23 protein-coding genes, 1 tRNA gene and 1 other RNA gene are annotated in these 22585 nt (G+C 64.2%); 19 read left to right on the top strand and 6 right to left on the bottom strand.

The window, feature by feature from the left end; genetic code table 11:
* Nucleotides 1–12 precede the first annotated feature (12 nt).
* From ISS97_RS18780 to lpxK, 10 genes are all read left to right on the top strand, one after another.
* Nucleotides 13–798 carry a succinate dehydrogenase iron-sulfur subunit gene (locus ISS97_RS18780; RefSeq protein ID WP_090451404.1) on the top strand — a complete coding sequence of 262 codons (786 nt, stop codon included), beginning with the start codon at nucleotides 13–15 and terminating at the stop codon, nucleotides 796–798.
* Between the two features lie 89 nt (nucleotides 799–887).
* A complete protein-coding gene (locus tag ISS97_RS18775; protein WP_379984648.1) occupies nucleotides 888–1136 on the top strand; it encodes an FAD assembly factor SdhE in 249 nt (82 codons plus the stop codon).
* Entirely contained in the window at nucleotides 1108–1545 is a 438-nt protein-coding gene (locus ISS97_RS18770; RefSeq protein WP_379984649.1) for a protein YgfX, read from the top strand. The genes ISS97_RS18775 and ISS97_RS18770 overlap by 29 nt, the downstream gene beginning before the upstream one ends.
* A 106-nt stretch (nucleotides 1546–1651) precedes the next feature.
* Nucleotides 1652–2896: a lipoprotein-releasing ABC transporter permease subunit gene (locus ISS97_RS18765; RefSeq protein WP_379984650.1), complete on the top strand. Its 1245-nt coding sequence runs from the start codon at nucleotides 1652–1654 to the stop codon at nucleotides 2894–2896.
* Entirely contained in the window at nucleotides 2889–3599 is a 711-nt protein-coding gene (gene lolD / locus ISS97_RS18760; protein ID WP_379984651.1) for a lipoprotein-releasing ABC transporter ATP-binding protein LolD, read from the top strand. The genes ISS97_RS18765 and lolD overlap by 8 nt, the downstream gene beginning before the upstream one ends.
* Before the next feature lie 134 nt (nucleotides 3600–3733).
* Entirely contained in the window at nucleotides 3734–6055 is a 2322-nt protein-coding gene (locus ISS97_RS18755) for a DNA internalization-related competence protein ComEC/Rec2 (RefSeq protein WP_379984653.1), read from the top strand.
* A gap of 131 nt (nucleotides 6056–6186) precedes the next feature.
* Complete coding sequence (locus ISS97_RS18750; RefSeq protein WP_379984681.1) at nucleotides 6187–6831, top strand: MotA/TolQ/ExbB proton channel family protein; 645 nt, start codon at nucleotides 6187–6189, stop codon at nucleotides 6829–6831.
* A 6-nt stretch (nucleotides 6832–6837) separates the two neighbouring features.
* Complete coding sequence (locus ISS97_RS18745; protein WP_090451409.1) at nucleotides 6838–7269, top strand: ExbD/TolR family protein; 432 nt, start codon at nucleotides 6838–6840, stop codon at nucleotides 7267–7269.
* Nucleotides 7266–9038 (top strand): lipid A export permease/ATP-binding protein MsbA, encoded by a 1773-nt coding sequence (gene msbA, locus ISS97_RS18740; protein WP_379984654.1) that lies wholly within the window; start codon nucleotides 7266–7268, stop codon nucleotides 9036–9038. The genes ISS97_RS18745 and msbA overlap by 4 nt, the downstream gene beginning before the upstream one ends.
* A gap of 7 nt (nucleotides 9039–9045) precedes the next feature.
* The gene (gene lpxK / locus ISS97_RS18735; RefSeq protein ID WP_379984655.1) at nucleotides 9046–10035 is read left to right on the top strand and encodes a tetraacyldisaccharide 4'-kinase; all 990 of its coding nucleotides are present in this window, start codon (nucleotides 9046–9048) and stop codon (nucleotides 10033–10035) included.
* Nucleotides 10036–10101: 66 nt separating this feature from the next.
* On the opposite strand, the gene ISS97_RS18730 is transcribed toward lpxK, so the two are convergent.
* Entirely contained in the window at nucleotides 10102–10614 is a 513-nt protein-coding gene (locus tag ISS97_RS18730) for a glycine zipper 2TM domain-containing protein (RefSeq protein WP_379984656.1), read from the bottom strand.
* Nucleotides 10615–10743: 129 nt separating this feature from the next.
* Between ISS97_RS18730 and ISS97_RS18725 the strand changes: the two genes are divergently transcribed.
* On the top strand, nucleotides 10744–11142 hold the full coding sequence (locus ISS97_RS18725; RefSeq protein ID WP_379984657.1) for a DUF6165 family protein: 399 nt from the start codon (nucleotides 10744–10746) through the stop codon (nucleotides 11140–11142).
* A gap of 100 nt (nucleotides 11143–11242) precedes the next feature.
* On the opposite strand, the gene ISS97_RS18720 is transcribed toward ISS97_RS18725, so the two are convergent.
* Complete coding sequence (locus ISS97_RS18720; protein ID WP_379984658.1) at nucleotides 11243–12295, bottom strand: glycosyltransferase family 9 protein; 1053 nt, start codon at nucleotides 12293–12295, stop codon at nucleotides 11243–11245.
* Between the two features lie 51 nt (nucleotides 12296–12346).
* Here ISS97_RS18720 and ISS97_RS18715 point away from each other — a divergent pair, with 51 nt between their 5' ends.
* The 8 genes from ISS97_RS18715 (at nucleotide 12347) to ISS97_RS18680 (ending at nucleotide 17974) form a co-directional block, all read left to right on the top strand.
* Nucleotides 12347–13096: a 3-deoxy-D-manno-octulosonic acid kinase gene (locus ISS97_RS18715; RefSeq protein WP_379984659.1), complete on the top strand. Its 750-nt coding sequence runs from the start codon at nucleotides 12347–12349 to the stop codon at nucleotides 13094–13096.
* Between the two features lie 42 nt (nucleotides 13097–13138).
* Nucleotides 13139–13897, top strand: coding sequence for an MBL fold metallo-hydrolase (locus ISS97_RS18710; protein ID WP_379984660.1), 759 nt, complete (start codon nucleotides 13139–13141; stop codon nucleotides 13895–13897).
* A gap of 93 nt (nucleotides 13898–13990) precedes the next feature.
* Nucleotides 13991–14083 (top strand) — tRNA-Ser (locus ISS97_RS18705).
* Between the two features lie 67 nt (nucleotides 14084–14150).
* Nucleotides 14151–14247: signal recognition particle sRNA small type (gene ffs, locus ISS97_RS18700), an RNA gene on the top strand.
* A 353-nt stretch (nucleotides 14248–14600) separates the two neighbouring features.
* Complete coding sequence (gene dnaX / locus ISS97_RS18695; protein ID WP_379984661.1) at nucleotides 14601–16283, top strand: DNA polymerase III subunit gamma/tau; 1683 nt, start codon at nucleotides 14601–14603, stop codon at nucleotides 16281–16283.
* Between the two features lie 32 nt (nucleotides 16284–16315).
* Nucleotides 16316–16639 carry a YbaB/EbfC family nucleoid-associated protein gene (locus ISS97_RS18690; protein ID WP_379984662.1) on the top strand — a complete coding sequence of 108 codons (324 nt, stop codon included), beginning with the start codon at nucleotides 16316–16318 and terminating at the stop codon, nucleotides 16637–16639.
* 93 nt (nucleotides 16640–16732) lie between these two features.
* Nucleotides 16733–17323 carry a recombination mediator RecR gene (gene recR / locus ISS97_RS18685; RefSeq protein WP_379984663.1) on the top strand — a complete coding sequence of 197 codons (591 nt, stop codon included), beginning with the start codon at nucleotides 16733–16735 and terminating at the stop codon, nucleotides 17321–17323.
* 306 nt (nucleotides 17324–17629) lie between these two features.
* Nucleotides 17630–17974: a histidine triad nucleotide-binding protein gene (locus ISS97_RS18680; protein WP_379983086.1), complete on the top strand. Its 345-nt coding sequence runs from the start codon at nucleotides 17630–17632 to the stop codon at nucleotides 17972–17974.
* 71 nt (nucleotides 17975–18045) lie between these two features.
* On the opposite strand, the gene ISS97_RS18675 is transcribed toward ISS97_RS18680, so the two are convergent.
* From ISS97_RS18675 to ISS97_RS18660, 4 genes are read right to left on the bottom strand one after another with little or no spacing between them, the layout of a single operon-like run.
* Entirely contained in the window at nucleotides 18046–18627 is a 582-nt protein-coding gene (locus tag ISS97_RS18675) for a Slp family lipoprotein (protein WP_379983087.1), read from the bottom strand.
* A gap of 58 nt (nucleotides 18628–18685) precedes the next feature.
* Nucleotides 18686–20653 carry a transglutaminase TgpA family protein gene (locus ISS97_RS18670; RefSeq protein WP_379983089.1) on the bottom strand — a complete coding sequence of 656 codons (1968 nt, stop codon included), beginning with the start codon at nucleotides 20651–20653 and terminating at the stop codon, nucleotides 18686–18688.
* Nucleotides 20650–21618 (bottom strand): DUF58 domain-containing protein, encoded by a 969-nt coding sequence (locus ISS97_RS18665; protein WP_379983090.1) that lies wholly within the window; start codon nucleotides 21616–21618, stop codon nucleotides 20650–20652. Before ISS97_RS18665 ends, ISS97_RS18670 begins: the two co-directional genes overlap by 4 nt.
* A complete protein-coding gene (locus ISS97_RS18660; protein ID WP_379983091.1) occupies nucleotides 21618–22559 on the bottom strand; it encodes an AAA family ATPase in 942 nt (313 codons plus the stop codon). Before ISS97_RS18660 ends, ISS97_RS18665 begins: the two co-directional genes overlap by 1 nt.
* Nucleotides 22560–22585: the final 26 nt, after the last annotated feature.

Genomic DNA, 22585 nt, shown 5'->3' with positions numbered 1-22585 from the left:
GGAGACACGACTGTGGCAGAGTTTTCGCTACCCAAGAATTCCAAGGTCCAGCCGGGCAAGCATTTTCCGGCCAAGGACGCGAAGAAGCCGCGTACGTTCCGCGTTTATCGCTGGACGCCGGACGACGGCAAGAACCCGCGCATCGACACCTATGAAGTCGATATGGCCGCCTGCGGCCCGATGGTTCTGGACGCATTGCTGAAGATCAAGAACGAGATCGATCCGACGCTCACGCTGCGCCGTTCGTGCCGCGAAGGCATCTGCGGTTCGTGCGCGATGAACATCGACGGCACCAACACGCTGGCATGCACCAAGGCGATCAGCGATTGCGCTTCGGGCGACGTCAAGATCTACCCGCTGCCGCATATGCCGGTAGTGAAGGATCTGGTGCCGGACCTGACGCACTTCTATGCACAGTTCGCTTCGATCAAGCCCTGGCTGCGCACGCTGAGCCCGGCCCCGGCCGACAAGGAGCGCCTGCAGTCGCCAGAAGATCGCAAGAAGCTCGATGGCCTGTACGAATGCATCCTGTGCGCTTGCTGCTCGACGAGCTGCCCGAGCTACTGGTGGAATGGCGACAAGTATCTCGGCCCGGCCATCCTGCTGCAGGCTTATCGCTGGATCGTCGACACGCGTGATGAGGCGACCGGTGAGCGCCTGGACGATCTGGAAGATCCGTTCAAGCTGTATCGCTGCCACACCATCATGAACTGCGCACGCACTTGCCCGAAGGGTCTGAACCCGGCCAAGGCGATCGCGGAGATCAAGAAATTGATCGTCGAGCGTCGCGCTCTCTGATCGATGGATGGAAGAGGCCGGCGCTAGCCGGCCTCTTGGTTTTCACCCGTCATCCGGGTGGGGCAGTAAACCCGAGGCCGGTAGATCACGTGGAAGAAGCTCGCATCAAGCGCCTGCGCTGGCGCACCCGCCGCGGTACCCGCGAACTGGACGCCTTGTTCGGCGGCTGGCTGGACGAGCGTTTCGCGGCGGCTGACGAAGCGCAACGCCAGGCTTTCGACGAACTGCTCGACGTGCAGGATCCGGATCTGTGGGACTGGGTGATGGGTCACGCCCGGCCGTCGCGCGCGGATTGGCAGGCAATCATCGATGACATCCGCGCCCGCCATCGGCTTTGAATACCGTCCCTCCCGCTTGTTCGGCCGCTGCCTGATGGCGATGGCCGGCTTGGCGGGGCTGGCTGTGATCCTGGCCGGCGTGGCCTTTGGGCTGAAGGTCTTGTTGCTCGCTGGCATTGGCATTGCCTTGTTTCACGCTATTGCAGCGCAGGGGCGGCAACCGGTGCGGGCGGCCGGATGGGCGGCTGACGGCAACTGGGGCCTCCGGTTGCACCAAGGCCAGGATATGGTGGCCGTGTTGCACTCATTTCGGATATTGGGCGTGTTTTTGCTGTTGCGACTGCGATCGGCCGAGGGGCGCGAGACGGTGTTGCTGCTGGCGCCGGACAATAGCGATGCCGATCTGCGCCGGCGTCTGCGCATGCGTCTAGCCACGGTAAAACCCGACGAAGCCATGCCCCGTTTCTGAGCCCCAGCTTGCCGAACCGCAAGGCTTGGGGCACTCTGCCGCGGCGTCGCGGTCCTAAGGCGCGATGTCCGGGCGGCCCGCCCACGAACCCATAAGCGACCCGTCCATGTTCCGACCGCTAGAGCTTTTCATTGGCCTGCGCTACACGCGTGCCAAGCGACGCAATCAATTCATCTCGTTTATTTCCACCGTTTCCATCGTGTGCATTGCGATCAGCGTGACCGCCTTGATCACGGTGATGTCGGTGATGAATGGCTTCGATAACGAATTGCGCACGCGCATTCTCGGTGCCATTTCACACGCGACGGTTTCCGGTCTGCCGGGCGAGAACGTGCAGAACTGGTCGAAAGCGGTGCAGATCGCGGAAGCCAATTCGCACGTGCGGGGTGCGGCTCCCTATGTAGAAACGCAGGCCTTCCTGCAGGCGCGCCGCCCCAGTGGCGCGCTGGTGCGCGGCATAGAGCCGGCTCAGGAGCCCAAGGTTTCCGACATCGACAAGCATATGGTCGAGGGCAAGCTCACCGACCTGGAGCCGAACGCATGGAACATCGTGCTGGGTCGCGAACTGGCGCTGACCCTCGGCGTGAATGTCGGCGACAAGGTCACGATGGCGGTACCGGAGTTTCGCGCCACGCCGATGGGTAGCGTGCCGCGCTTGCGTGGCTTCAAGGTGGTCGGGATTTTCGAACTGGGCATGCAGGAGTTCGACTCCAATCTGGCCCTGATCAATATGAGCGACGCTGAGAAGCTCAACGGACTCGATGGACCCACCGGCATCCGCCTGCGGCTGGACGACATGTTCAATGCGCGGCCGGTGGCGCAGGAACTGGTCAATCAGCTCGGACAGGTCTATCGGGTGGAAACCTGGATGGATAGCCATGCCAACTTCTTCTCCGCCATTTCGATGGAGAAGAAAGTCATGGGCATCATTCTTTCCCTGATCATCCTGGTGGCGGTGATCAACTTGATCTCGATGCTGATGATGCTGGTGACGGACAAGCAGGCCGACATCGCCATCCTGCGTACCCTGGGCTCGACCCCGCTCAGCATCATGGGCATGTTCATGGTGCAGGGGCTGCTGGTCGGCTTTGTCGGCATCGGTTTCGGCGTGGGCCTGGGCTCGCTGTTGTCCTGGCGCCTGCCGCAAGTGGTCAAGTGGATCGAGCACACCTTCGGTGTGACCTTCCTGTCGCCCGACGTCTATTACATCAGCGAGCTGCCCAGCAAACTGCAAGCCAGCGATGTGGGCTGGGTGGCGCTGGTGACTTTCCTGTTCTCGCTGCTGGCGACCCTCTATCCCGCGTGGCGCGCGTCGCGCACGCAGCCGGCGCAGGCGTTGCGCTATGAGTAATGTGATGACTGCCGACAACAACATCGTGCTGCGCGCCAGCCATATCGCCAAAACCTATGAAGAGGGCGGCCTGCACACCGATGTGCTGAGCGATGTCAGCTTTACCCTGAAGCGCGGCGAGACGCTGGCTATCGTAGGCGCGTCCGGATCGGGCAAGAGCACGCTGCTGCATATCATCGGCGGGCTGGACACGCTGACCCGCGGTGAAGTGGAGGTGGAAGGGCGGATGCTTTCGCAGCTGTCCGATGCCGAGCGTGGCCGCGTGCGTAACCGTTCGCTGGGTTTCATCTATCAGTTCCATCATCTGCTGCCCGAATTCACCGCGCTGGAAAATGTGTGCATGCCGCTGCTGATCCGCGGCACGTCGATTCCGGAAGCGCAGAAGCAGGCGAGCGAATTGCTGGGCCGTGTCGGCTTGGGCAAGCGTCTGGAGCACAAACCGGCGGAACTCTCCGGCGGCGAACGCCAGCGCTGCGCGGTGGCGCGTGCGCTGGTGACGCGCCCGGCCTGTGTGCTGGGTGACGAACCGACGGGCAATCTCGACGAAGGGAATGCCGAGCAGGTCTATCAATTGATGCTGGAGTTGAATCGCGAGATCGGCACCAGCTTCATCCTGGTGACGCACGACAGCCGTCTGGCGGCCCGCATGGATCGTACGTTGGAGCTGCATAACGGCCAGTTGCAGGACCGGCCGCACCACTGAGCCGATTCATCGCGGAGAGGCCGATGTTCGCGCCTTGGCCGACAGGCTTGCCGGTTTTCACCTACCGATAATTCATCTCCCGCGCCGAAGTCGGCGCGATAGGCTGGCTGCGTCCTCAGGGAAGGGATGCGCCAGTGCGAAGTCACCCCATCGTGTTGGCCGCCGTGGCGCTGCTGTTCGGCGTGCTCGCCGTGCAATGGCTGCCGATCCTGCCGCCACGCTGGGTGTCGGCAACGGCCGGTTCATTCGCCATCGTCTGTCTGTGGCGATGGCCGGGCCTTCGCTGGTTGGCGTGGATGGGGATGGCGCTTGGCGCGGCTTGGGCGAGCTGGTGCGGCAGTGCGGCGATGCAGGCGCGATTGCCGCGCGATCTCGAAGGGCGCGATTTCGTGGTGACCGGCGCGATCAGCGATCTGCCGCAGGTTCGCAAAGATGCGACGCGATTTGTGCTGACCGTCGACCGGGCCTGGCTGGATGGCCGGCCCGTGTTGCTGCATGGCCGGCTGCGCCTTGCCTGGTACACCACCCGGGACAACACCGTGCCTGCGATGGCGCCATGCTCGCGATGGCGTCTCAGTCTGCGTTTGAAGCGTCCGCGCGGCCTGGTCAATCCGGGTGGCGGCGATAGCGAACGCACGGCGCTGGAACGCGGCATCGTGGCGACGGGCTATGTGCGCGAGGACATAGCCAATGCACCGATCGGAGCTTCTGGCTGGTGTATCAATACCGTCCGCGATGGTATCGCCCGCCATATCGCTGGGCGGGTGAGTGACGTGCACGATGCCGCTTTGCTTAAAGCGTTCGCGGTTGGCGATACGCGCGATCTCAGTCAGCGCGATTGGGAAGTGGCTCGTGCCAACGGCATCTCGCATCTCATCGCTATTTCGGGGTTCCACGTCGGCGTAGCGGCGATAGCGGGCATCTGGCTACTGCAGGGCGCGTACTGGCTATGGCCAGGGCTGGGCTTGCGCATGCCGCGCACGCAGGCTCAGGCCATGGCGGCGCTACTGGTGGCTGCGTTGTACAGCGCGCTGGCCGGATTCGGGTTGCCGACGGTGCGCACGCTGTTGATGATTGCGGTAGTGGCGCTTATGCGTTGCCTGCGGCGGCAGGGCAACGGTGCGCAATCGCTCGCCCTCGCACTGATCGCCATCCTGGCGATGGACCCGCTGGCCGTGCTCTCTGCCGGCTTCTGGCTCTCTTTCGTCGGCGTGACCTTCCTGATGCTCTGCCTCAGTGCGCACGGCAAAGGACTCAAGGGCTTTCTGCGCGAGCTTTCGATGGGGCAGCTGGTGATGACCTTGTCGCTGCTGCCGCTGACACTGTGGTTCTTTGGCGAAGCTTCGCTGGTCGGTGCCTTGTCCAATTTGATCGCGGTGCCTTTCGTCAGTTTCGTGATTGTGCCGCTCGCATTGCTGGGCATGCTCATGCTCGGTCTTTGTCCGCCTTTGGCCACACTCGTATTCCGGCTGGCCGCCGTTCTTGCGCATGGGCAATGGTGGTTGCTCGAACGGCTGGCCGGCTGGCCGGGTGCGCACTGGTATTTGCCGGAGGTGAAGCCATGGGCATTGGTGCTGGCAACCCTCGGCGCATGGTGGCTGTTTCTGCCGCGCGGTGTTCCGCTGCGCGGCCTGGGGGGATTGATGTTTCTTCCGCTGCTATGGCCTCCGATCGAGAGACCTGCCAGCGGCGGATTCCAGGTGTGGATGCTGGACGTGGGGCAGGGGCTTTCGGTGGTCCTGCGGACGCGCCATCACACGCTGGTGTATGACACCGGCGCGCGTTATCCATCGGAGTTCGATCTGGGTGAGGCGGCGGTGCTTCCTTCACTGCGTGCGCTGGGTATCGATCGTCTGGACGTGCTGATGGTCAGCCATGCCGATAACGATCATGCCGGCGGCACCCAGGCCGTGGCCGCCGCATTTCCCACCGCTGAGCGCTTTGCCGGTGAGCCAGCACACATGCCTCTGCCGATGCGCGCCTGTGAGGCGGGGCAGGCGTGGGATTGGGACGGCGTGCGCTTCCGTTTGCTGAGTCCGCCAATGGATCAGCGCGATGGCAAGGGCAATGATCGTTCCTGTGTTTTACTGGTCGAGGGAGCGGGCGGACGTGTCTTGCTTACCGGAGATATCGGCAGCCAGGTCGAGTCCCGTCTGACCACGGAGGTGCCTCCGGGGCCGCCGCTGGTCTTGCAGGTTCCGCACCATGGCAGCCGCAGCTCATCCAGCGTCGTCTTCATCCGAGGCTTGAAGCCGGATTGGGGATTGGTTTCGGCCGGCTGGCGTAACCGCTTCGGCCATCCTCATCCGGCCGTCGTGGCGCGATACACAGAACTGGGCGTGCCCTTGCTGAACACGGCGGACCAAGGTGCGATCCTGGTCAACATACCGGCCGCCGGACCGCCGGTGATCGCCGCTACCTGGCGCGCTTATCGGGCGCGTTATTGGCGCGAATAAATGCGGTCGCCGTCAGTGCGCAGGCCGCTTTGCGCAATTGCCACCGGTGCCGCGGAACCGCCGGGCGGGACTGCTATGATGCGCCCCTGCATGTGATCGCATGGGTGGGTGTAGTCGTGCTGGAAATCCTGATGGCTGGCGGTTGGGCGATGCTGCCCATCCTGATCTGTTCCGCGGTCGCTCTGGCGATCGTGCTCGAGCGTTGTTGGACCTTGCGCCGCAAGTCGGTGCTGCCGCCCGGTCTGGGCGATGAAGTGCGCACTTGGGCGCGTTCGGGCCAGCTCGACCCGGCGCATCTCGCCACTCTGGAGAGCGGTTCGCCGCTCGGCGAACTGCTGGCTTCGGCACTGGCTGTGCGCAACCGCCCGCGCGAGCTGATCAAGGAGCGCATCGAGGACACCGGCCGCCATGTGGTGCACAACATGGAGCGCTACCTCAACACGCTCGGCACCATCGCATTGATCGGCCCGCTGCTCGGCCTGCTGGGTACCGTGATCGGCCTGATCCGCATGTTCCTCGATGTGATGAAGGGCGGTGTGGGTGACCCGATGAAGATGGCGGGCGGTATCGGCGAAGCACTGATCTGCACGGCCACCGGCCTGGTAGTGGCGATCCCGGCTTATGTGCTGCACCGCTACTTCCGCTCGAGGGTGGCTGGTTACTGCGTGGAGATGGAGAAGCAGGCCACCGCGCTGCTCGACGAACTGACCGTCACCGCGCCCGTTACGCCGCGCCCGCGTCGCACGGTCGCCGCCACCGAGCAGAGCGCAGGCTGATCCCGCATGCGTATCGGCAATGACCGTCGGCACGACGACTTCGAGATCAACGTGATCTCGCTGATCGACGTGCTGCTTACCCTGCTGATGTTCTTCGTGCTCACCACCACCTTCATCCAGCACACGCGGATGCAGGTGACCCTGCCCAAGGCCAGCGCCGATGAGCGCGACATGCAGGCACCGGCGCTCACCGTGGTGGTGGACCGCGAAGGACACTATTACGTGGGCAGCGATGAAGTGCTGGGGCAGGGCATCGAACCGCTCAAGCAAGCCATCGCCAACATCGCCGGCGACGACCGCGAGCGTCAGGTGACCATCCGCGCCGACGCCATGACGCCACACCAGAACGTGGTGACGGCGATGGACGCGCTGGGGCAGCTTGGCTTTACCAAGCTTTCCATCGCCACCACGCCTAGCCAGGCGGACGCCGGCAAGTGAGCAAAAAGAAAGTCAACGTCTGGGACGCCGAAACCTGGCGCACCTATAAGCGCTTGCTTGGCTATAGCGGCCGCTACTGGCCGATCGGGCTGATCGCGGTGGTGGGCATGGGGTTGGAAAGCGGCTGTCTTGCCGCTTTTACCAAGCTGCTGCGCCCACTGATCGACGACCTGTTCGCCAAGAAAGACGCCTATCTGATTTTCTGGATGCCGATCTGGATCATCGGGCTGTTTATGCTGCGCGGCATCGGTATCTTCCTCAGCGACTACGGTATCGCGTATATCGGCCGCAACGTTGTGCAGACCATGCGGCGCGACGTCTTCAGTTCCTACCTGCGCCTGCCGGCCGCCTTCTTCGGGACCGAGCACTCAGGGCAGCAGGTGTCCCGCATCACCTATACCAGCGAGCAGGTGGCGCAGGCGTCCACCGATGCGGTGAAGGTGGCGGTGACCGAAGGCGTGATGATCATCGGCATGATGTGGGTGATGCTGTCCACCAGTGCCTATCTGACCATGGCGCTGCTCATCATGGTGCCGGCGGTCGTGCTGATCGTGACGGTGGTCAGCCGGCGCTATCGGCAGATCAGCAAGCGCATTCAGGGCACCATGGGTTCGGTGACCGGTACGGTCGAGGAGTCGGTGGGTGCGCATCGGGAGGTCCGCATCTATGGCGGACAAGCGCATGAAGCGGAACGCTTCGAAGAAGTCACTGAGCATTCAAAGCGCCTCAATCTCAAGGTATCCATTACCAGTTCGATGTCGAGCGCAACGATCCAGACCGCCGCCGCATTTGCGCTGGCGCTCTTGGTCTACCTCGGTACGCGGCCGGGTGTGATCGACAGCATTTCGCCCGGTGTCTTCATCACGGTGCTGACCTCGATGGGCGCCATGCTGCCTTCGCTGAAGCGTCTGACCGGCGTGCAGGCCGGCATCCAGCGCGGCGTAGCCGCGTGCGAGGATCTGTTCGGGATCATCGACATGCCGCCGGAAATCGATCACGGCAAGCTGGTGCTGGAGAAGACGCGCGGCAACCTCGTCTTCAAGGACGTGCGCCTGACCTATGCGCGCAATGCCTTTGAAGCGCTGCGCGGTGTCGATCTTCATTGCCAGCCGGGAACGGTCACTGCGCTGGTAGGCCGATCAGGCAGCGGCAAGAGCAGCCTGGTAAGTCTGTTGCCGCGTTTCTATGAGCCGAGCGAAGGCCATATCGATCTCGATGGCCTGGACTACACCACCTACACGCTGACGTCCCTGCGCAAGCAGATCGCCTGGGTGGGGCAAAGCGTGGTGTTGTTCGACGGTAGCGTGGCCGACAACATCGCCTATGGCGAGCTGGCGGGTGCCAAGGAGAAGGACATCATCGCGGCGGCCGAAGCGGCGAATGCGATGGAGTTTATCAAGCGCCTGCCCAAGGGCATCCATAGCCAGATCGGTCAGGGCGGCAACATGCTGTCCGGCGGCCAGCGTCAGCGCATTGCCATCGCGCGCGCGATCCTGAAGAACGCGCCGATCCTGGTGCTGGACGAAGCCACCAGCGCGCTCGATACCGAATCGGAGCGGCTGATCCAGCAAGCCTTGCAGCGCCTGATGCGCGACCGCACCACCCTGGTCATCGCCCACCGCCTGTCGACCATCGAGCATGCCGACCAGATCGCGGTGATGGAGCAGGGGCGTATTGTCGAGCGCGGTACGCATGCGGAGTTGCTCGCCATGGGCGGTCACTACGCAGTGCTGCACCGCATGCAATTCCACGACAAGGCTACTGACTGAGGTCCCCATGGCGCTGGCCGACACGCTCCAGGCCGCCTGGTACGGCAAGGGAAGACGGCCATGGTGGACTTTGCCGCTGGCGGTGCTGTACGGCGGCGTGAGCAGCCTGCGCCGGATGCTGTACCGGCACGGCTGGTTGCACAGCGAACGCCTGTCGGTGCCGGTTATCGTGATCGGGAATATCAGCGTGGGTGGCACCGGCAAGACGCCACTCACCATGGCGCTCGCCGAGGCGCTGCGCCGCCATGGTTTCCAGCCGGGGGTGGTCAGTCGCGGCTATGGCGGTACGGAGCAAGGACCGCTGCTGTTGGACGACTTGCCTGATCCGGCTCGCGTAGGTGACGAACCCTGCCTGATTCGCGCGGCCGGTACGCCGGTGGCCGTGGGCCGCGACCGTCCGGCGGCGGCGCAACTGCTGATCGATGCGGGCTGTGATGTGGTGATGGCCGACGACGGTCTGCAGCACTATCGCCTGCAACGCGATGTTGAGATCTGCGTGATCGACGGTGCGCGCCGGTTCGGTAACGGTGCGCTGTTGCCGGCTGGGCCATTGCGTGAGCCGATGGCGCGCTTGGCAACGACGGACTTCCGTGTCTGCAACGGTGGCGAGGCGCAGTCAGGCGAAGTGCCTATGTCATTGCAGGGCGATATGGCGAGGTCCATGGCGGACGACCATCTGCAAAGCCTTGAAGCTTTCCGTGGGCAGCGTGTGCATGCTGTCGCTGGTATTGGTCATCCGCAACGTTTCTTCGACAGTTTGCGGGCACGGGGACTGGAGGTGGTCGAACATCCGTTTCCCGATCACCACGCCTATCGGGCCGATGACCTGGCTTTTGGCGACAGCGTGCCCGTGCTGATGACGGAGAAAGATGCGGTGAAATGCCGCCCGTTGGCTTTGTCCCATGGGTGGGCCGTGCCGGTGCGCGCCGTATTGCCCGAATCGTTTCTTGATGACGTCTGCGCGCGGGTGGCGAAAGCCCGCGTCGCGACACGTTGATACGACAACGGCCGGCTTGCACCGACCGTTGCGTGGAGAACGCCGCCAGATTACTAGGCGGCTGGCTTACTGAATGCGCGTGACGTTGCCGTCGCCGTCGACTTGCACCAGATCGCCTTCGCGAATGGCGCTGGCATCCGGCACGGTGACATTGCTGTAGCTGCCGTTGCCCATGCGCAGGCGCAGCGTCCAACTCTCGCTGCCGCCGCCGGTACCGATCTTGTTGCCGGCAAAACCACCGCCGACCGCGCCCGCGACCGTCGCCAGCTTGCGGCCGTTACCCCTGCCGACCTGGTTGCCCAGCACGCCACCGGCGACAGCGCCGATGATTGCGCCGGCCGTGCCGTGGTCGCGGCCCTGGGTCACGTTGTGTTCGATCGATTCCACCGTGCCGCACTGGGTGCAGCGCAGGAAGATGCCGTCGTTGCGGATCAATACGTTGCCGTTGAGCGTGCCGGCATCCGCCACAGGGCGGCTCGGTGCTGCCGGTCGGTTGGTGCCGGTCGCGGCGGTTGCCGACAGGGTAACGAAGGCGAGGGCAGCCGATACGGTCAGGGCGAGAAAACGCTTGGTACTCATGGATCCTCCAGGTGGATGGGCGAGCCGAGTCTAATCCGTTCGGCTGAACGGCAGGCGAGACATTTCTTTATCATGGGCATCCCGCGGAGCGTCCGCCGACACTCTGCCTGTTTAGTCCCTGGAGTTTCCATGAGCCTGATCCAAGTTCCGGTGTCCTACGGCGAGTTGATCGACAAGATCACCATCCTGGAGATCAAGTCGCGTCAGATCACCGACCCGGCCAAGCTGGCCAACGTGCGTAATGAGCTGGACCTGCTCAATGCCACCTGGGCCAACGCTGATGCCTCGAAGACCGATATCGCCGCCGAGCGCGCGCGCCTGCTGGCGGTGAACGAAGCGCTATGGGATATCGAGGATCGCATTCGTTTAAAGGAGAAGGCGCAGGCGTTCGACCAGGAATTCATCGAGCTCGCCCGCGCGGTGTATTTCCAGAACGACGATCGCGCGGCGGTAAAGCGCGAGATCAACCTCAAGCTCGGCTCGCAGCTGGTCGAAGAGAAGTCGTATCAGGATTACAAGAGCAAGTAAGTACATGGGTAGGAGCGCACCCTGTGCGCAAAAGCTCCGCGTGAGCGGAGCTTTTGAAGAGCACGGTCCTTACGGACCGTTTCGCGCACAGGGTGCGCTCCTACCGCAGCGCGCCCTGGCTGAAAGCGGCACTCGCTGCCTCAAATCGTTCGATGACCTCGTTGGTCTCAATGAGGTCCATCACGCCCGGCTTCTCGATCTTGCTGCCCCACGGAATCTCGCTGGCCGGTTTGCCCAAATATTTTCGTGAGGCTTCGTCGTATTTGTTGACGCACCAGCGACGGTCGGAATAAGGCCCGGAGCGATCCGGATTGCTGGCCGCGTGCAGACCCAGCACTTTGCAACCGACGGTATTGGCCATGTGCATCGGTCCAGAGTCGGGCGTCAGTAGCAGTGGTGCGCGGCTGAGCATGGCCAGTAGGCGCTTGAGAGTGTCTTTGCCGGTGAGGTCGAGCGGTGTGTGGCGGCACACGGCGAGTATCGCGTCTGCCATGTTGCGTTCGTCCGGCGACGGTCCGCCGATCAAGGCTACGCGCCAGCCGCGCTGAGCAGCATGGTCCATCACGGCGGCGTAGCGCTCCGGGCGCCAGTTGCGCAGGGCATGGCTGGAGGTGGGGCTGACCAGCAAGGTCGGCGTATCGCCCGGCAGTTGCTCTGCCGCCCAGGCGTGGGCCTCCTCGGGAATGGAGATATCCCAGCGAACCTGGGTCTGCTTCAGCCCCAGCGGTTCGCAGAAGCTGCCGATCGCGTCGAGTACATGCTCACCCGTGCGCGCGGGAATGCGTTCGTTGATCACCAATCCATGCAGGTCTTTGGCACGTGCATGGTCGTAACCAACCCGGCGGCGGGCCTTGATGCCCAGGCTGAGCAGGTTGGAGCGCATGGCCACCTGCATCTGCAGCAGGGCGTCGAAGCGTTGCCCGCGCAGCGCGTCACGCACGGCGCGCATGCCCGCCCAGCCGGCGGCTTTGTCAAAGGTGACGAAATCCACGCCAGGCAGGTCGCCGACCAGGCGGCGTTCCAGCTTGCCCACGATCCAGGTGAGCCGGGTCTGTGGCCAGGCCTGCTGCAGCGTGCGCACCAGGGGCACGACGTGGGTGACGTCGCCGATGGCGGAAGTACGCAGCAGGCAGATGGAGGCAGGAGCGGGCATGGGGCTAGAATCGCTGGTCATTGGGCGAAGCAGGGCGTTGTGAAGCCGGACATGATGATGCAAGAGCAAGTCCGTGAGGGCACCGCCGGAGCGATTCTGTTCGACGCCACGGCATCGTCACAAGTCAATGACGACTGGTTCGCACCGGATTACTGGTGCGGACGCGGCGCCTTGCGCACGCAGTCGGGTGGGCGCGGCGGCGTCGCCGTCATCGATACGCCTGCCGGCGATTGCGTGCTGCGCCACTACCGTCGGGGCGGTCTGGTGGCGAAATGGATGGGGGACCGCTATCTGTGGATGGGCGCGGAACGTAGCCGCGGTTTTGCGGAATTCCGGTTGATGGCCGACATGATCCGGCAAGGACTGCCCGTGCCCGGCGTGGTTGCCGCGCGTTATCGCCGGCATGGTCTGTTTTATACCGCCGACCTGATCACTCGCCGCATTCCTGATGCCTCCACCCTGGCCGAATGTCTTGCCGCCGGGAAGTTCGACGGTGAACTGGCCGAACTGGTTGGCGCTTTGGTGGCGCGTTTCCACCGCGTGGGCATCTGGCACGCGGATCTCAATGCACACAACATTCTGGTGACAGCCACCGAGTTGTACCTGATCGACTTCGACCGTGGCGAACGGCGGCGGCCGGCCGAAAGCTGGCGGCTGGCCAATCTGCAGCGCCTGCGTCGCTCGCTGATCAAGCTTGGCGCCGCGGCGCAGGGTGAGACGGCGTTTGAACAGCAATTGTGGAAGCCTTTACTCTATCGCTACGAGCTAAGCTTCGGCACCAGCGATGGCGGCCTGCTGTGAGTGCCGTCGCTTGCATCCGACTTTGAACCGATCGCGAAGCCTATGACCTGGACCCTGCATTTTCTTGGTGTCGGCGCGGCGCATGCCGTCGAGCTGGGTTCGTCGTCCGCGGTGCTGGAGCGCGATGGCAAACCGATGCTGTTGATCGACTGCGGTCCCGATACGCTGGATCGCTATCTGGCTGCCTATGGCGAACCTCCGCGCGCCCTGTACATCACGCACACGCATATGGATCACGTGGGCGGATTGGAGCGTTTGTTCTTCCGCTTGTGGTTCGACGAGCGCCTGCGTGGGCAGACCAAGCTGTTCCTGCAGGCGGGGCTGATGCCATGGTTGCAGGGTAGGGTGGCTGATTACCCCAATGTGCTGGCGGAGGGCGGCGTCAATTTCTGGGAAGCCTTTCGCCTGTTGCCGTGCAGTCGCGGGTTCTGGCTGGACGGTTGCTGGTTCGACGTATTCCCGACGCGCCATCACATGCCAGGCACTTCGTTCGGCATCGCGCTGGCGGGCAGTTTTGCCTTTACCGGTGATACCCGGCCGGTGCCGGAGATGCTGGGGCGGTATGCGGGCGGTACCGAAGTGATCGCGCACGACTGCGGGCTGGTCGGCAATCCGTCGCACACCGGTATCGACGATATCGAGCGGGAGTATCCAGAACACCTGCGTTCGCGCCTGCGGCTGTACCACTACGGCAGCGTGGAGGACGGCGCGGTCCTGGCTGCGCGCGGCTATGCCATCGCTGCCGCCGGTGCGCGAATCGCGCTGGCGGCACCGATGCCACCCAGGGCTGATGCGGGCTGATTCGCTGCGCCGGCTTGTCTGAATTCCGGCCTGCCGGTATCATTTCGCCTCTTTGCCGGGCATTGATGGCCGGTAAGGCGATTTCACCATCGCGGAGAGGTGTCCGAGTGGTTGAAGGAGCACGCCTGGAAAGTGTGTATACGGCTTATCCCCGTATCGCGGGTTCGAATCCCGCCCTCTCCGCCAGTGAGTGAAATCGCGCAGCGGTCCTGACGACCGTTCATGGGCAAGAGCCCAACGTCTATGGTGGCCCCGTCGGTCCCCCCGCGACGATAGTTCGTAAACTCCGCCAGGCCCGGAAGGGAGCAACGGTAGCGAATGATTCGGGTGCCGGGGTGTGGCTGGCGGGGCCGCCGCCTTTTCGGGCTTCGCTTCGTATTACTGACTTGCCATGGATGACTTGGCACAATCAGTTCTCGCCCCAAGGTAAGAGAGCCTGCTCATGGTATCCCAGCAGCCTGCGTTGTTTTGCTTTAGCCGCCTGGCGGCCGCGCGTGGCGCTGGCCAGGGTGGTGCCCTTGCCAAGCCGCGCGCGGCCGCCAGGCGGCTAAAGCAAAACAACCCTTCGGGACGGGTCTGTTTGCCCCCAGTCCTGCGTCATCACTCAGTCGTGTATCGACATACACTCCTTCGTTCTTCCTGGTCCTGCGTGCAAACAGCTCCCGGCGCGGGCTACTGGGATGCCATGAGCAGGCTCTAACGCATGTCCTATCAGGTACTCGCGCGCAAATGGCGCCCCCGCAAGTTCGCCGAACTCGTCGGGCAGGAGCATGTGGTCCGCGCGCTCACCAATGCGCTCGACACCGGGCGCATGCATCACGCCTATCTGTTCACCGGTACGCGCGGCGTCGGCAAGACCACCATCGCGCGCATCTTTGCCAAGTCGCTGAACTGCGAACGCGGCGAATCGGCCGATCCCTGTGGTGAATGCGCCGTCTGTACGGCGGTCGATGCCGGCCGCTTTGTCGATCTGCTGGAGATCGACGCGGCGAGCAACACCGGCGTGGATGATGTACGCGAGGTGATCGAGAACGCGCAGTACGCGCCAGCGCGTGGCCGCTTCAAGGTGTACCTGGTCGACGAGGTGCACATGCTGTCCAAACCGGCTTTCAATGCGCTGCTGAAGACGCTGGAAGAGCCGCCGCCGCACGTGAAGTTCCTGCTTGCCACCACCGATCCGCAGAAGCTGCCGGTGACGGTGTTGTCGCGCTGCCTGAAGTTCAACCTGAAGCGCCTGCTGCCGGAGCAGATTTCCGGCCAGATGCGGCACATCCTCGGTGCCGAGAACATTGCGTATGAAGACGCCGCGATCGTCGAGCTGGCGCGCGCCGCCGATGGTTCGCTGCGCGACGGTTTGTCGCTGCTCGACCAGGCTATCGCCTATGGCGGTGGTTCGCTGCAGGTCGATGATGTGCGCGCCATGCTTGGCAGCGTTGCGCGCGGGCAGGTGCTCGGTGTACTCGAGGCGCTTGCGGCGGGCGATGGCGATCAGTTGATGGCAGAGTGCGCGCGCATCGCTTCCTTCTCGCCGGATTTCGGCGGCGTGCTGGACGATCTTGCCAGCGTGCTGCACCGGATCCAGCTGATCCAGCTGGTGCCCGGCTATCGCCCCGAAGGCGATGCCGGTGACGATCAGGCACTGGCGTCGCTGGCCGAACGCGTGGGCGCGGAAGACGTGCAGCTCTATTACCAGATCGCCACCGGCGGACGCCGCGATCTCTCACTGGCGCCGGATGCGCGTACCGGTTTCGAGATGGCTTTGCTGCGCATGCTGGCTTTCCGCCCGGCGGATGGCGGTGATGGTTCGCGCGCCGAGCGGCCAGCAGCCAGTGCGTCGGCGCGTACACCGGCAGCCGCACCGACGCGTGCGGCGCCGCCCGCTCCAGCCGCTGTTGAGCGGCCGGCAGCGCGTACGGCGGAGCCCGCGCCGGTCCGCACGGAGCCGGCTCCTGTCGCGCCCCCCGCACCGACGCGTGCCGCACCGGTGTTGGATGCGAATGGATTGCCGCACTGGGATTCGATGATCGAACAGGCCGGCCTGCGCGGACCGCTGGGACAATTGGCGCAGAACGCCGCTCTGCGCGAGCGCGAAGGACAGACCCTGGTGCTGGCGCTGCAGCCGATCCACATGCATCTCGCGGTCGAACCGATGGTGAGCCAGATGGAAGAGCGGATCAGCCAGGCCATGGGCGAGCGCATCCGCCTGCGCTTTGTCGGCGATCATTCCAGCGGTGTGGAAACACCGGCCGCGCGCGCAGCCACGGCACGCTCAGCAGCACAGTCGGCGGCCGAGCAATCGATCGAGGAAGACCCCCTGGTGCAGTCGTTGCGGCGCGAATTCGGCGCGCGCGTACTGCCGCAGTCGGTCAAACCTTTTGAGCCGTAAACCCTACTACCAGACCATTCGGAGTCAGAATCATGAGAGGACAAATCGGCCAGCTGATGCAGCAGGCGCAGCGCATGCAGGAAGAAATGAAGCGCGCGCAGGAAGAGATCGCCAAGCTCGAAGTCACCGGTAGTTCGGGTGGCGGTCTGGTGAGCGTGATCATGAGCGGCACGCACGAAGTGCGTCGCGTGCAGATCGACCGCAAGCTGTTTGCTGACGATCCGGAGATGGCCGAGGACCTGGTGGCTGCCGCCATCAACGACGCGGTCAACAAGGTGGCGGACGTCAGTAAGAACAAGCTCGGTGGCGTCACCTCCGGCATGAACTTGCCGCCCGGCTTCAAGATGCCGTTCTGATGTGAAGGTAGGAGCCCACCCCGTGGGCGATGGTTGGTTAACCGATGCGTCTATCGCGCACAAGGTGCGCTCCTACATCCAACAAGCTGATTCATGAGCAAACTCCTCACCGATCTGATTGAAGCTTTGCGTTGCCTGCCCGGCGTGGGCGGCAAGAGTGCGCAGCGGATGGCCTTCCATTTGCTGGAGCGTGAACGCGAGCGTGGATTGCGGCTCGCCAGTGCGCTCGAGCAAGCCATGCAGCGCATTGGCAATTGCACGCGCTGCCGCAATTTCAGCGAGGAGCCGGTGTGCTCGATCTGCGCCAGCAGTAGCCGCGATCGCCACGTGCTTTGCGTGGTGGAGTCGCCAACCGAACTGGCGGCGATCGAGCAGGCTACGGGGTATCGCGGGCAGTATTTCGTGTTGCTCGGCCGCCTGTCGCCGCTGGATGGATTGGGGCCGGAAGAGCTGGGTCTCGGCTTGCTCACCGAGCGGCTGGCGGAAGGCGAGATCGAAGAGATGATCATCGCCACCAATCCAACGGTGGAAGGCGAGGCGACGGCGCACTATCTCGCGCAACTGGCGCGCGCCGCCGGAGTCAAACCGACCCGGCTGGCCCACGGTGTGCCGCTGGGCGGTGAGCTGGAGTACGTCGATCGCGGCACGCTGGCGCATGCCTTCGGCAGCCGGCAGAGTTTGTGACCTAGGGCAACGCTGATGAAGTATCGCCATCGTCATGATGCCTGGAAGGCTCGCAGGCGCCGCCGCGTGGCGCAGGGAAGACTGGCTGTCTTGGCAAGCCACGCGGCGGCGCCTGCGAGCCTTCCAGGCATCACCCCTTCATTTAAAACTTCATGCGTTGGGGCCAGCCCTGTCTGTCCACATGCCTTCGGCCCGCCGTCTTAACAGACCACCAGTCTGCTTTCGCCGACGGTCCTGCGGCCTGCGAACAGACAGGGCGGGTGACGATGGCGATACTTCATCAGCGTTGCCCTAAGGAACCGAGACATGGCCGACACGATTTTCGGAAAGATCATCCGCCGCGAAATTCCCGCCGACATCGTTTACGAAGACGATGACGTGCTGGCCTTCCGCGATCTGAATGCGCAGGCGCCGGTGCATGTGCTGTTCGTGCCCAAGCGCGCCATCGCGAGCCTCGATGAAGCGAAGGCATCCGATGCTGAGCTGCTCGGCAAGCTGTTGCTGGCGGCAGCGGCCTATGCCCGTCAGCAAGGGCTGGCCGAACAGGGCTATCGCACGGTGATCAACTGCAACGAGCATGGTGGGCAGACGGTGTTCCATCTGCATGTGCATTTGCTGGCCGGGCGCCGGATGCACTGGCCGCCGGGCTGATCCGGACAGCCTCTTCACCGATACGAAAACGCCGGCACATGGCCGGCGTTTTCTTTGGTGCTTTACGCGGCTTACCTCGGACGGGGCGGCGGTACCGGACGCGGCACCACGATCACGCGCGGCTGGTACCAGAACGGGTCGCCCCACGGGCCCCAGTACGGACCCCAGCCCGGGCCCCAGAACGGGTCGTAATAACCCGGCGGGTAGCGCACGGCGACACGTTTCGGCCACAGATAGACCACGTCGGCTTCCACGCGCGGGTAGGCGTAGTCGTATTCGCCGACCTTCTGCGAAACCGTGCCATGCAGGGTGCCGGTGATGGTCACTTCGCGGCCGCGCGCGAAGACTTCCGGATCGTAGAAGCCGGAGCGGCAGGCAACGAAGCGGCCCTGGGTGTCATTGCTGCTGTCTGCCTTCGGGCGGGCCTCATCGTCGAGCGGGCGCGACAGCATGTAGAAGCAGGTTTCCTGCGGACCGGGTTCGGTCTTGATGATCTCGCCGCCCCAGCGCACCTTGGCGCCACCGGCGCCGCCTTGCTGCGCCGCGGCCGTGCTGAGGTCGGTGTAAGTGCCTTGCAGCGGCTGGGGGACCGTCGCGCAGGCGGCCAGCGAGGCCGTGACGGCCGCAAGGGCCAGGGTTTTATAGGTGGACATGACCGCTTTCTCCATCGTTAGGCGGATGATCCTGTATCCGCAAATCTACTGATTCGGTTCATTTGACCACGTGTCGTGGCCGGAAATCCCGTACCGCCTGTTTAAAGCCGCGAACGGATTCGGGCGGCGGATCGGTATAGGCATAGCGCAGGTCGAGGTAGCTCCTCATCAATTGGTCCAGCTCCGCGCGCTGGGTGGGCAGGGCCCTCGCCGCGCGCAGCAGATAATGCTGTGGGCCTTCGCTGCTCCGCCGCGCAATGCCGGCACGCGCCAGTTTCCGTTCGAGTGCCTGCATGGCCGCCCGCATGGGGTCGGTGTCGTGTCTGCGCCAAAGCGCCCAGGCAAGCCCAAGCGCGGCGAACAACACGCTGCCGATGGCCAGCAGCACACTCAACGTGGTCGTGTCGGTATCGCGGACGCCGAATGGCGTGAGGAGCCCGCGTTGCCTCAGTGCATCAAAGCCGATAACGCCTTCACTCCACCAGCGGTTGACGACATCCCAGCGATTGCGGATGTCCTGCAACCAGTTCAGTCCCTGCCATCCGGTCTGGCTGGCAGCGACCGCGGCGGCGCCCAGGCTGACGCGTTCGGGACGTACGGCGGCGGTAGGGTCGACGCGTACCCAGCCACGCCCGGCCAGCCACACTTCGCTCCAGGCATGCGCGTCGGATTGCCGCACCAGCAGGTATTGGCCGAGCTTGTTCCAGTAACCGCCCTGGTAACCCGTGACCACTCGCGCCGGAACGCCTGCGGCGCGCATCAGCACCGTGAAGGCGGAGGAATAGTGTTCGCAGAAACCTTCATGCGTGGCGAACAGGAAATCGTCTACCGCGTCGCGGCCCAGCGGTGCCGGCGCCAGCGTGTAATTGAAGCCACCATCGTGGAACAGCGACAGCGCCGCCTTCACGATGGCGTCGTCGTGATCGCCGTAGCGTTCGCGCCACTGCGTGGCCAGCGCCAGGCTGCGGGGGTTGAAGCCAGCCGGCAGCAGCAGACTGCGCCGGCGTGTGGCGTCGTCCAGCGTGGGCTGGAAGCGATAGCGCACGGCGGAGTGCAGCGAATAGGTCAGAGGATCCTGCACCGGCTTGCCGCCGACCACTTCGCGGTTTGCTCCCAGTCTCGCCTGCGGCGGCGCTTCCAGCGGCACGTCGAGAGCCGGCAGTACTTGCTGGCCGTTCGGCTCGAGAGTGATGCGATAGCTCTGGCTCTCGGTCGCTTCGAGCGGTGCCGGCGATTGCCCGTTCGGCATTGTGGTCCAGCGGCGGCCGTCGTAGTGCGTCATCACGTAGGCGCGGAAATAGCGTTGGGCCGGTGCCGGCAAGGCCTGATCGAAACTCACGCGCATCGCAGGGTGATCGTCGGTGAGCAGATCGACGAAGTCGCCTGGGGACATGCGATCGCTGAGGCCGGTGCGTGCCTGCGCGGAAGGTGGTGCTCCCCATAGCGGCGAATCCAGTCGTGGCACCAGCACAAAACCGAGCAAGGAAAGCGGAATCGCCGCGGCAAGCAAACCCAGGCCGGGAAGCAGCTCGCGTGGCAGGCTGGCAGCGACGCGTGCGGGTTGCAGAGCGCGCAGAGTGGCAAGCGCGGGCACCAGACCAAGTCCCACGATAAAGGTGGCGACCATGCCCTGGTCCGACAACAACGCTGCCATCAGCGTGAAGCAGGCAAAGCCAACGGCGACTTTGGCATCGCGCGGCGTTTCGGTTTCCAGCAGCTTGAGTACCAGTAAACCTACCGCCAACGCTGAGCCCGGTTCGCGTCCAAAGATGTTGCCGTAGTGGAAGATCACGGTAGCTGCCAGCAGCGCGACCAATGGCAACTTCAGATAAATCGGTGCGCGTCCTCGCTGACGCCGGCGTTGCCACCAGCGCAACCCCAGCACCGTGGCCAGGGCGGCGCTCAACCATGGCGGCAGGTGGGACGCGTGCAGGCCTAGCACCACCGCGGCAGTGAGACAGAGCAGATCGAAGGCGCGGCCGTCGAGCGGTATTTCGTTACGCGGAGTGCGGCGCAGGCGAATCACGGCAGTCGCGCCAGTGCGCTCATGCAGCGCGCGTAATGGGCCGGGCCGGAGCCATGGCCGATATCTTCTTCCGGCAACCACAGGCTGCTGGGGCGACCTTGTGCTTCAGCTTCGCCCAGCCAGCGGGCGAGGCGGGCGATGCGCGCCTCATTGTTGAGGCTCGACAGTTGGCGCCAGTCCAGACGCCACTCCTGGCGTGGTTCCGGTTGTTCGAAATCCTTCACCAGCAGGCTGTCATGCCGGGCGCTGGCTTTCCACGCGATGCGACGTTGCGGATCGCCGGCGCGATAGTCGCGCAGGGCAGCCAGGTCTTCACCGTGATGCAGGCGATGATGCAACGGATCATCGGCCGCCAGTTGCGGCGGTGGCCCGCCGGCTTCGGGGCAAGGCCACACCAGCACGGATTGCTCCGGATACAACCAGCTCCACGCGCGGAACAAGCCAAGGGGCCAGCTGCTCCACAATTGGATGCGCGGCAATGCTTGCCAGCCGCGCCGCGTGGTGGCCATGGGCAACTGCAGGACAAATTGCCCTTGGGCAGGGATCGCAAAGGCCTGCATTTGGCCGTCCATATGGACACGAATGGCCTGACGAGTGCGTATGCCGGCGTCGAAGTGAAGATGCAGGATGAGTGGCTGCCCAGCCATCGCGTGGTCCGCCTGAATGGCTATCAGGCGCAACCCGTCCAGGCTGCGGAAGGCGACCAGCATGCTTGCCGCGCAGGCGGCGCCGAGCAGGCACGTAAGTAGCAGCGCGGCGTTATTCGCGTAATTCAGCGCGCCGGCCAGCATCACCAGCAGCAGGATTCCGAAAGCCAGCCCCAGGCCGGTGGGCACGATGTAGATACGCCGGCGGTGCAGCTCGATGGGCAGGTTTTCGGGGCGCCGATAGCGGGTGAGCGCCGGCAGGCGTCGCTCGGCGTGGTGCTGCAGACGGCGGATCGTCTCGGCCAGTGGCATGGCCATCAACCCACGGCGACCTCGGCAAGCAGCTGGCGCGCGAGTGTGTCGCCGTTGGCGCCGCGTGCGGGAACCAGGCGGTGCGCTGCCAGAGGTACGAACAGCGCCTGGATATCTTCCGGGAGCACATGAGTGCGGCCACTGAGCATGGCCCAGGTACGCGCCGCGTTGAGCAGAGCAAGACCGGCGCGCGGTGACAGGCCGACGCGGATCTCGGCATGGCGCCGGCTCGCGCTGAGCAGCGCCTGCAGATAATCCAGCAGCGCCGGACTGGCGGTGATCGTCTGCGTCTGCCGATGCAAGGTGGTGAGGCCGGCACCGTCGAGCTGCGGCACCAGTTGCGCGAGCAGGTCGCGGCGATCGCTGCCGGTGAGCAGGGCGCGCTCGGCGGCGGCATCGGGATAGTCCAGCGACAGGCGCAGCATGAAACGGTCGAGCTGCGAGTCCGGCAAAGGAAAAGTGCCGGCAAGATCCAGCGGATTCTGCGTAGCGACGACGAAGAACGGCTGCGGCAACCTATGCGTCTGGCCGTCTACGGTGACCTGGCCCTCCGCCATCGCCTCGAGCAGCGCACTTTGTGTTTTCGGCGTGGCGCGATTGATTTCGTCGGCGAGCAACAGGCCAGTAAAGATCGGACCGGGATGAAAGCGGAACTGTCCAGTCTCGCGCTCATAAACACTCACGCCGATAATGTCCGACGGCAACAAGTCGCTGGTGAACTGCACGCGCTGGAAGTCCAGCGCAAAGCTCGCGGCGAGTGCATGAGCAAGGGTGGTCTTGCCCACGCCCGGCACGTCCTCCAGCAACAGATGCCCGCCTGCAATCAGGCAGGTAAAAGCGAGCTTGACCTGGCGCGGCTTGCCAAGCAGGACCTGGTTGACCTGCGCCATGGCGGCGTCGAGGCGCGAGCGCAGGACATCATCGTGAAGTGGAGTGATGGCAGACATGGAATTTGGGCGGCAGGTGAGGGCGG

The organism is Dyella koreensis (assembly GCF_044904565.1).
Classification (GTDB): Bacteria; Pseudomonadota; Gammaproteobacteria; order Xanthomonadales; family Rhodanobacteraceae; genus Dyella_D; species Dyella_D koreensis.
This window is presented reverse-complemented; position numbering and strand designations above follow the sequence as displayed.

Coding starts and splice junctions, on each gene's coding strand:
- ISS97_RS18680 (WP_379983086.1), top strand. CDS start 17,630: ATGGCCGACACGATTTTCGGAAAGATCATCCGCCGCGAAATTCCCGCC.
- ISS97_RS18765 (WP_379984650.1), top strand. CDS start 1,652: ATGTTCCGACCGCTAGAGCTTTTCATTGGCCTGCGCTACACGCGTGCC.
- ISS97_RS18770 (WP_379984649.1), top strand. CDS start 1,108: ATGACATCCGCGCCCGCCATCGGCTTTGAATACCGTCCCTCCCGCTTG.
- ISS97_RS18745 (WP_090451409.1), top strand. CDS start 6,838: ATGCGTATCGGCAATGACCGTCGGCACGACGACTTCGAGATCAACGTG.
- ISS97_RS18675 (WP_379983087.1), bottom strand. CDS start 18,627: ATGTCCACCTATAAAACCCTGGCCCTTGCGGCCGTCACGGCCTCGCTG.
- dnaX (WP_379984661.1), top strand. CDS start 14,601: ATGTCCTATCAGGTACTCGCGCGCAAATGGCGCCCCCGCAAGTTCGCC.
- ISS97_RS18710 (WP_379984660.1), top strand. CDS start 13,139: ATGACCTGGACCCTGCATTTTCTTGGTGTCGGCGCGGCGCATGCCGTC.
- ISS97_RS18665 (WP_379983090.1), bottom strand. CDS start 21,618: ATGGCCATGCCACTGGCCGAGACGATCCGCCGTCTGCAGCACCACGCC.
- ISS97_RS18690 (WP_379984662.1), top strand. CDS start 16,316: ATGAGAGGACAAATCGGCCAGCTGATGCAGCAGGCGCAGCGCATGCAG.
- ISS97_RS18720 (WP_379984658.1), bottom strand. CDS start 12,295: ATGCCCGCTCCTGCCTCCATCTGCCTGCTGCGTACTTCCGCCATCGGC.
- ISS97_RS18660 (WP_379983091.1), bottom strand. CDS start 22,559: ATGTCTGCCATCACTCCACTTCACGATGATGTCCTGCGCTCGCGCCTC.
- ISS97_RS18725 (WP_379984657.1), top strand. CDS start 10,744: ATGAGCCTGATCCAAGTTCCGGTGTCCTACGGCGAGTTGATCGACAAG.
- lolD (WP_379984651.1), top strand. CDS start 2,889: ATGAGTAATGTGATGACTGCCGACAACAACATCGTGCTGCGCGCCAGC.
- ISS97_RS18715 (WP_379984659.1), top strand. CDS start 12,347: ATGATGATGCAAGAGCAAGTCCGTGAGGGCACCGCCGGAGCGATTCTG.
- lpxK (WP_379984655.1), top strand. CDS start 9,046: ATGGCGCTGGCCGACACGCTCCAGGCCGCCTGGTACGGCAAGGGAAGA.
- ISS97_RS18730 (WP_379984656.1), bottom strand. CDS start 10,614: ATGAGTACCAAGCGTTTTCTCGCCCTGACCGTATCGGCTGCCCTCGCC.
- ISS97_RS18750 (WP_379984681.1), top strand. CDS start 6,187: ATGGCTGGCGGTTGGGCGATGCTGCCCATCCTGATCTGTTCCGCGGTC.
- recR (WP_379984663.1), top strand. CDS start 16,733: ATGAGCAAACTCCTCACCGATCTGATTGAAGCTTTGCGTTGCCTGCCC.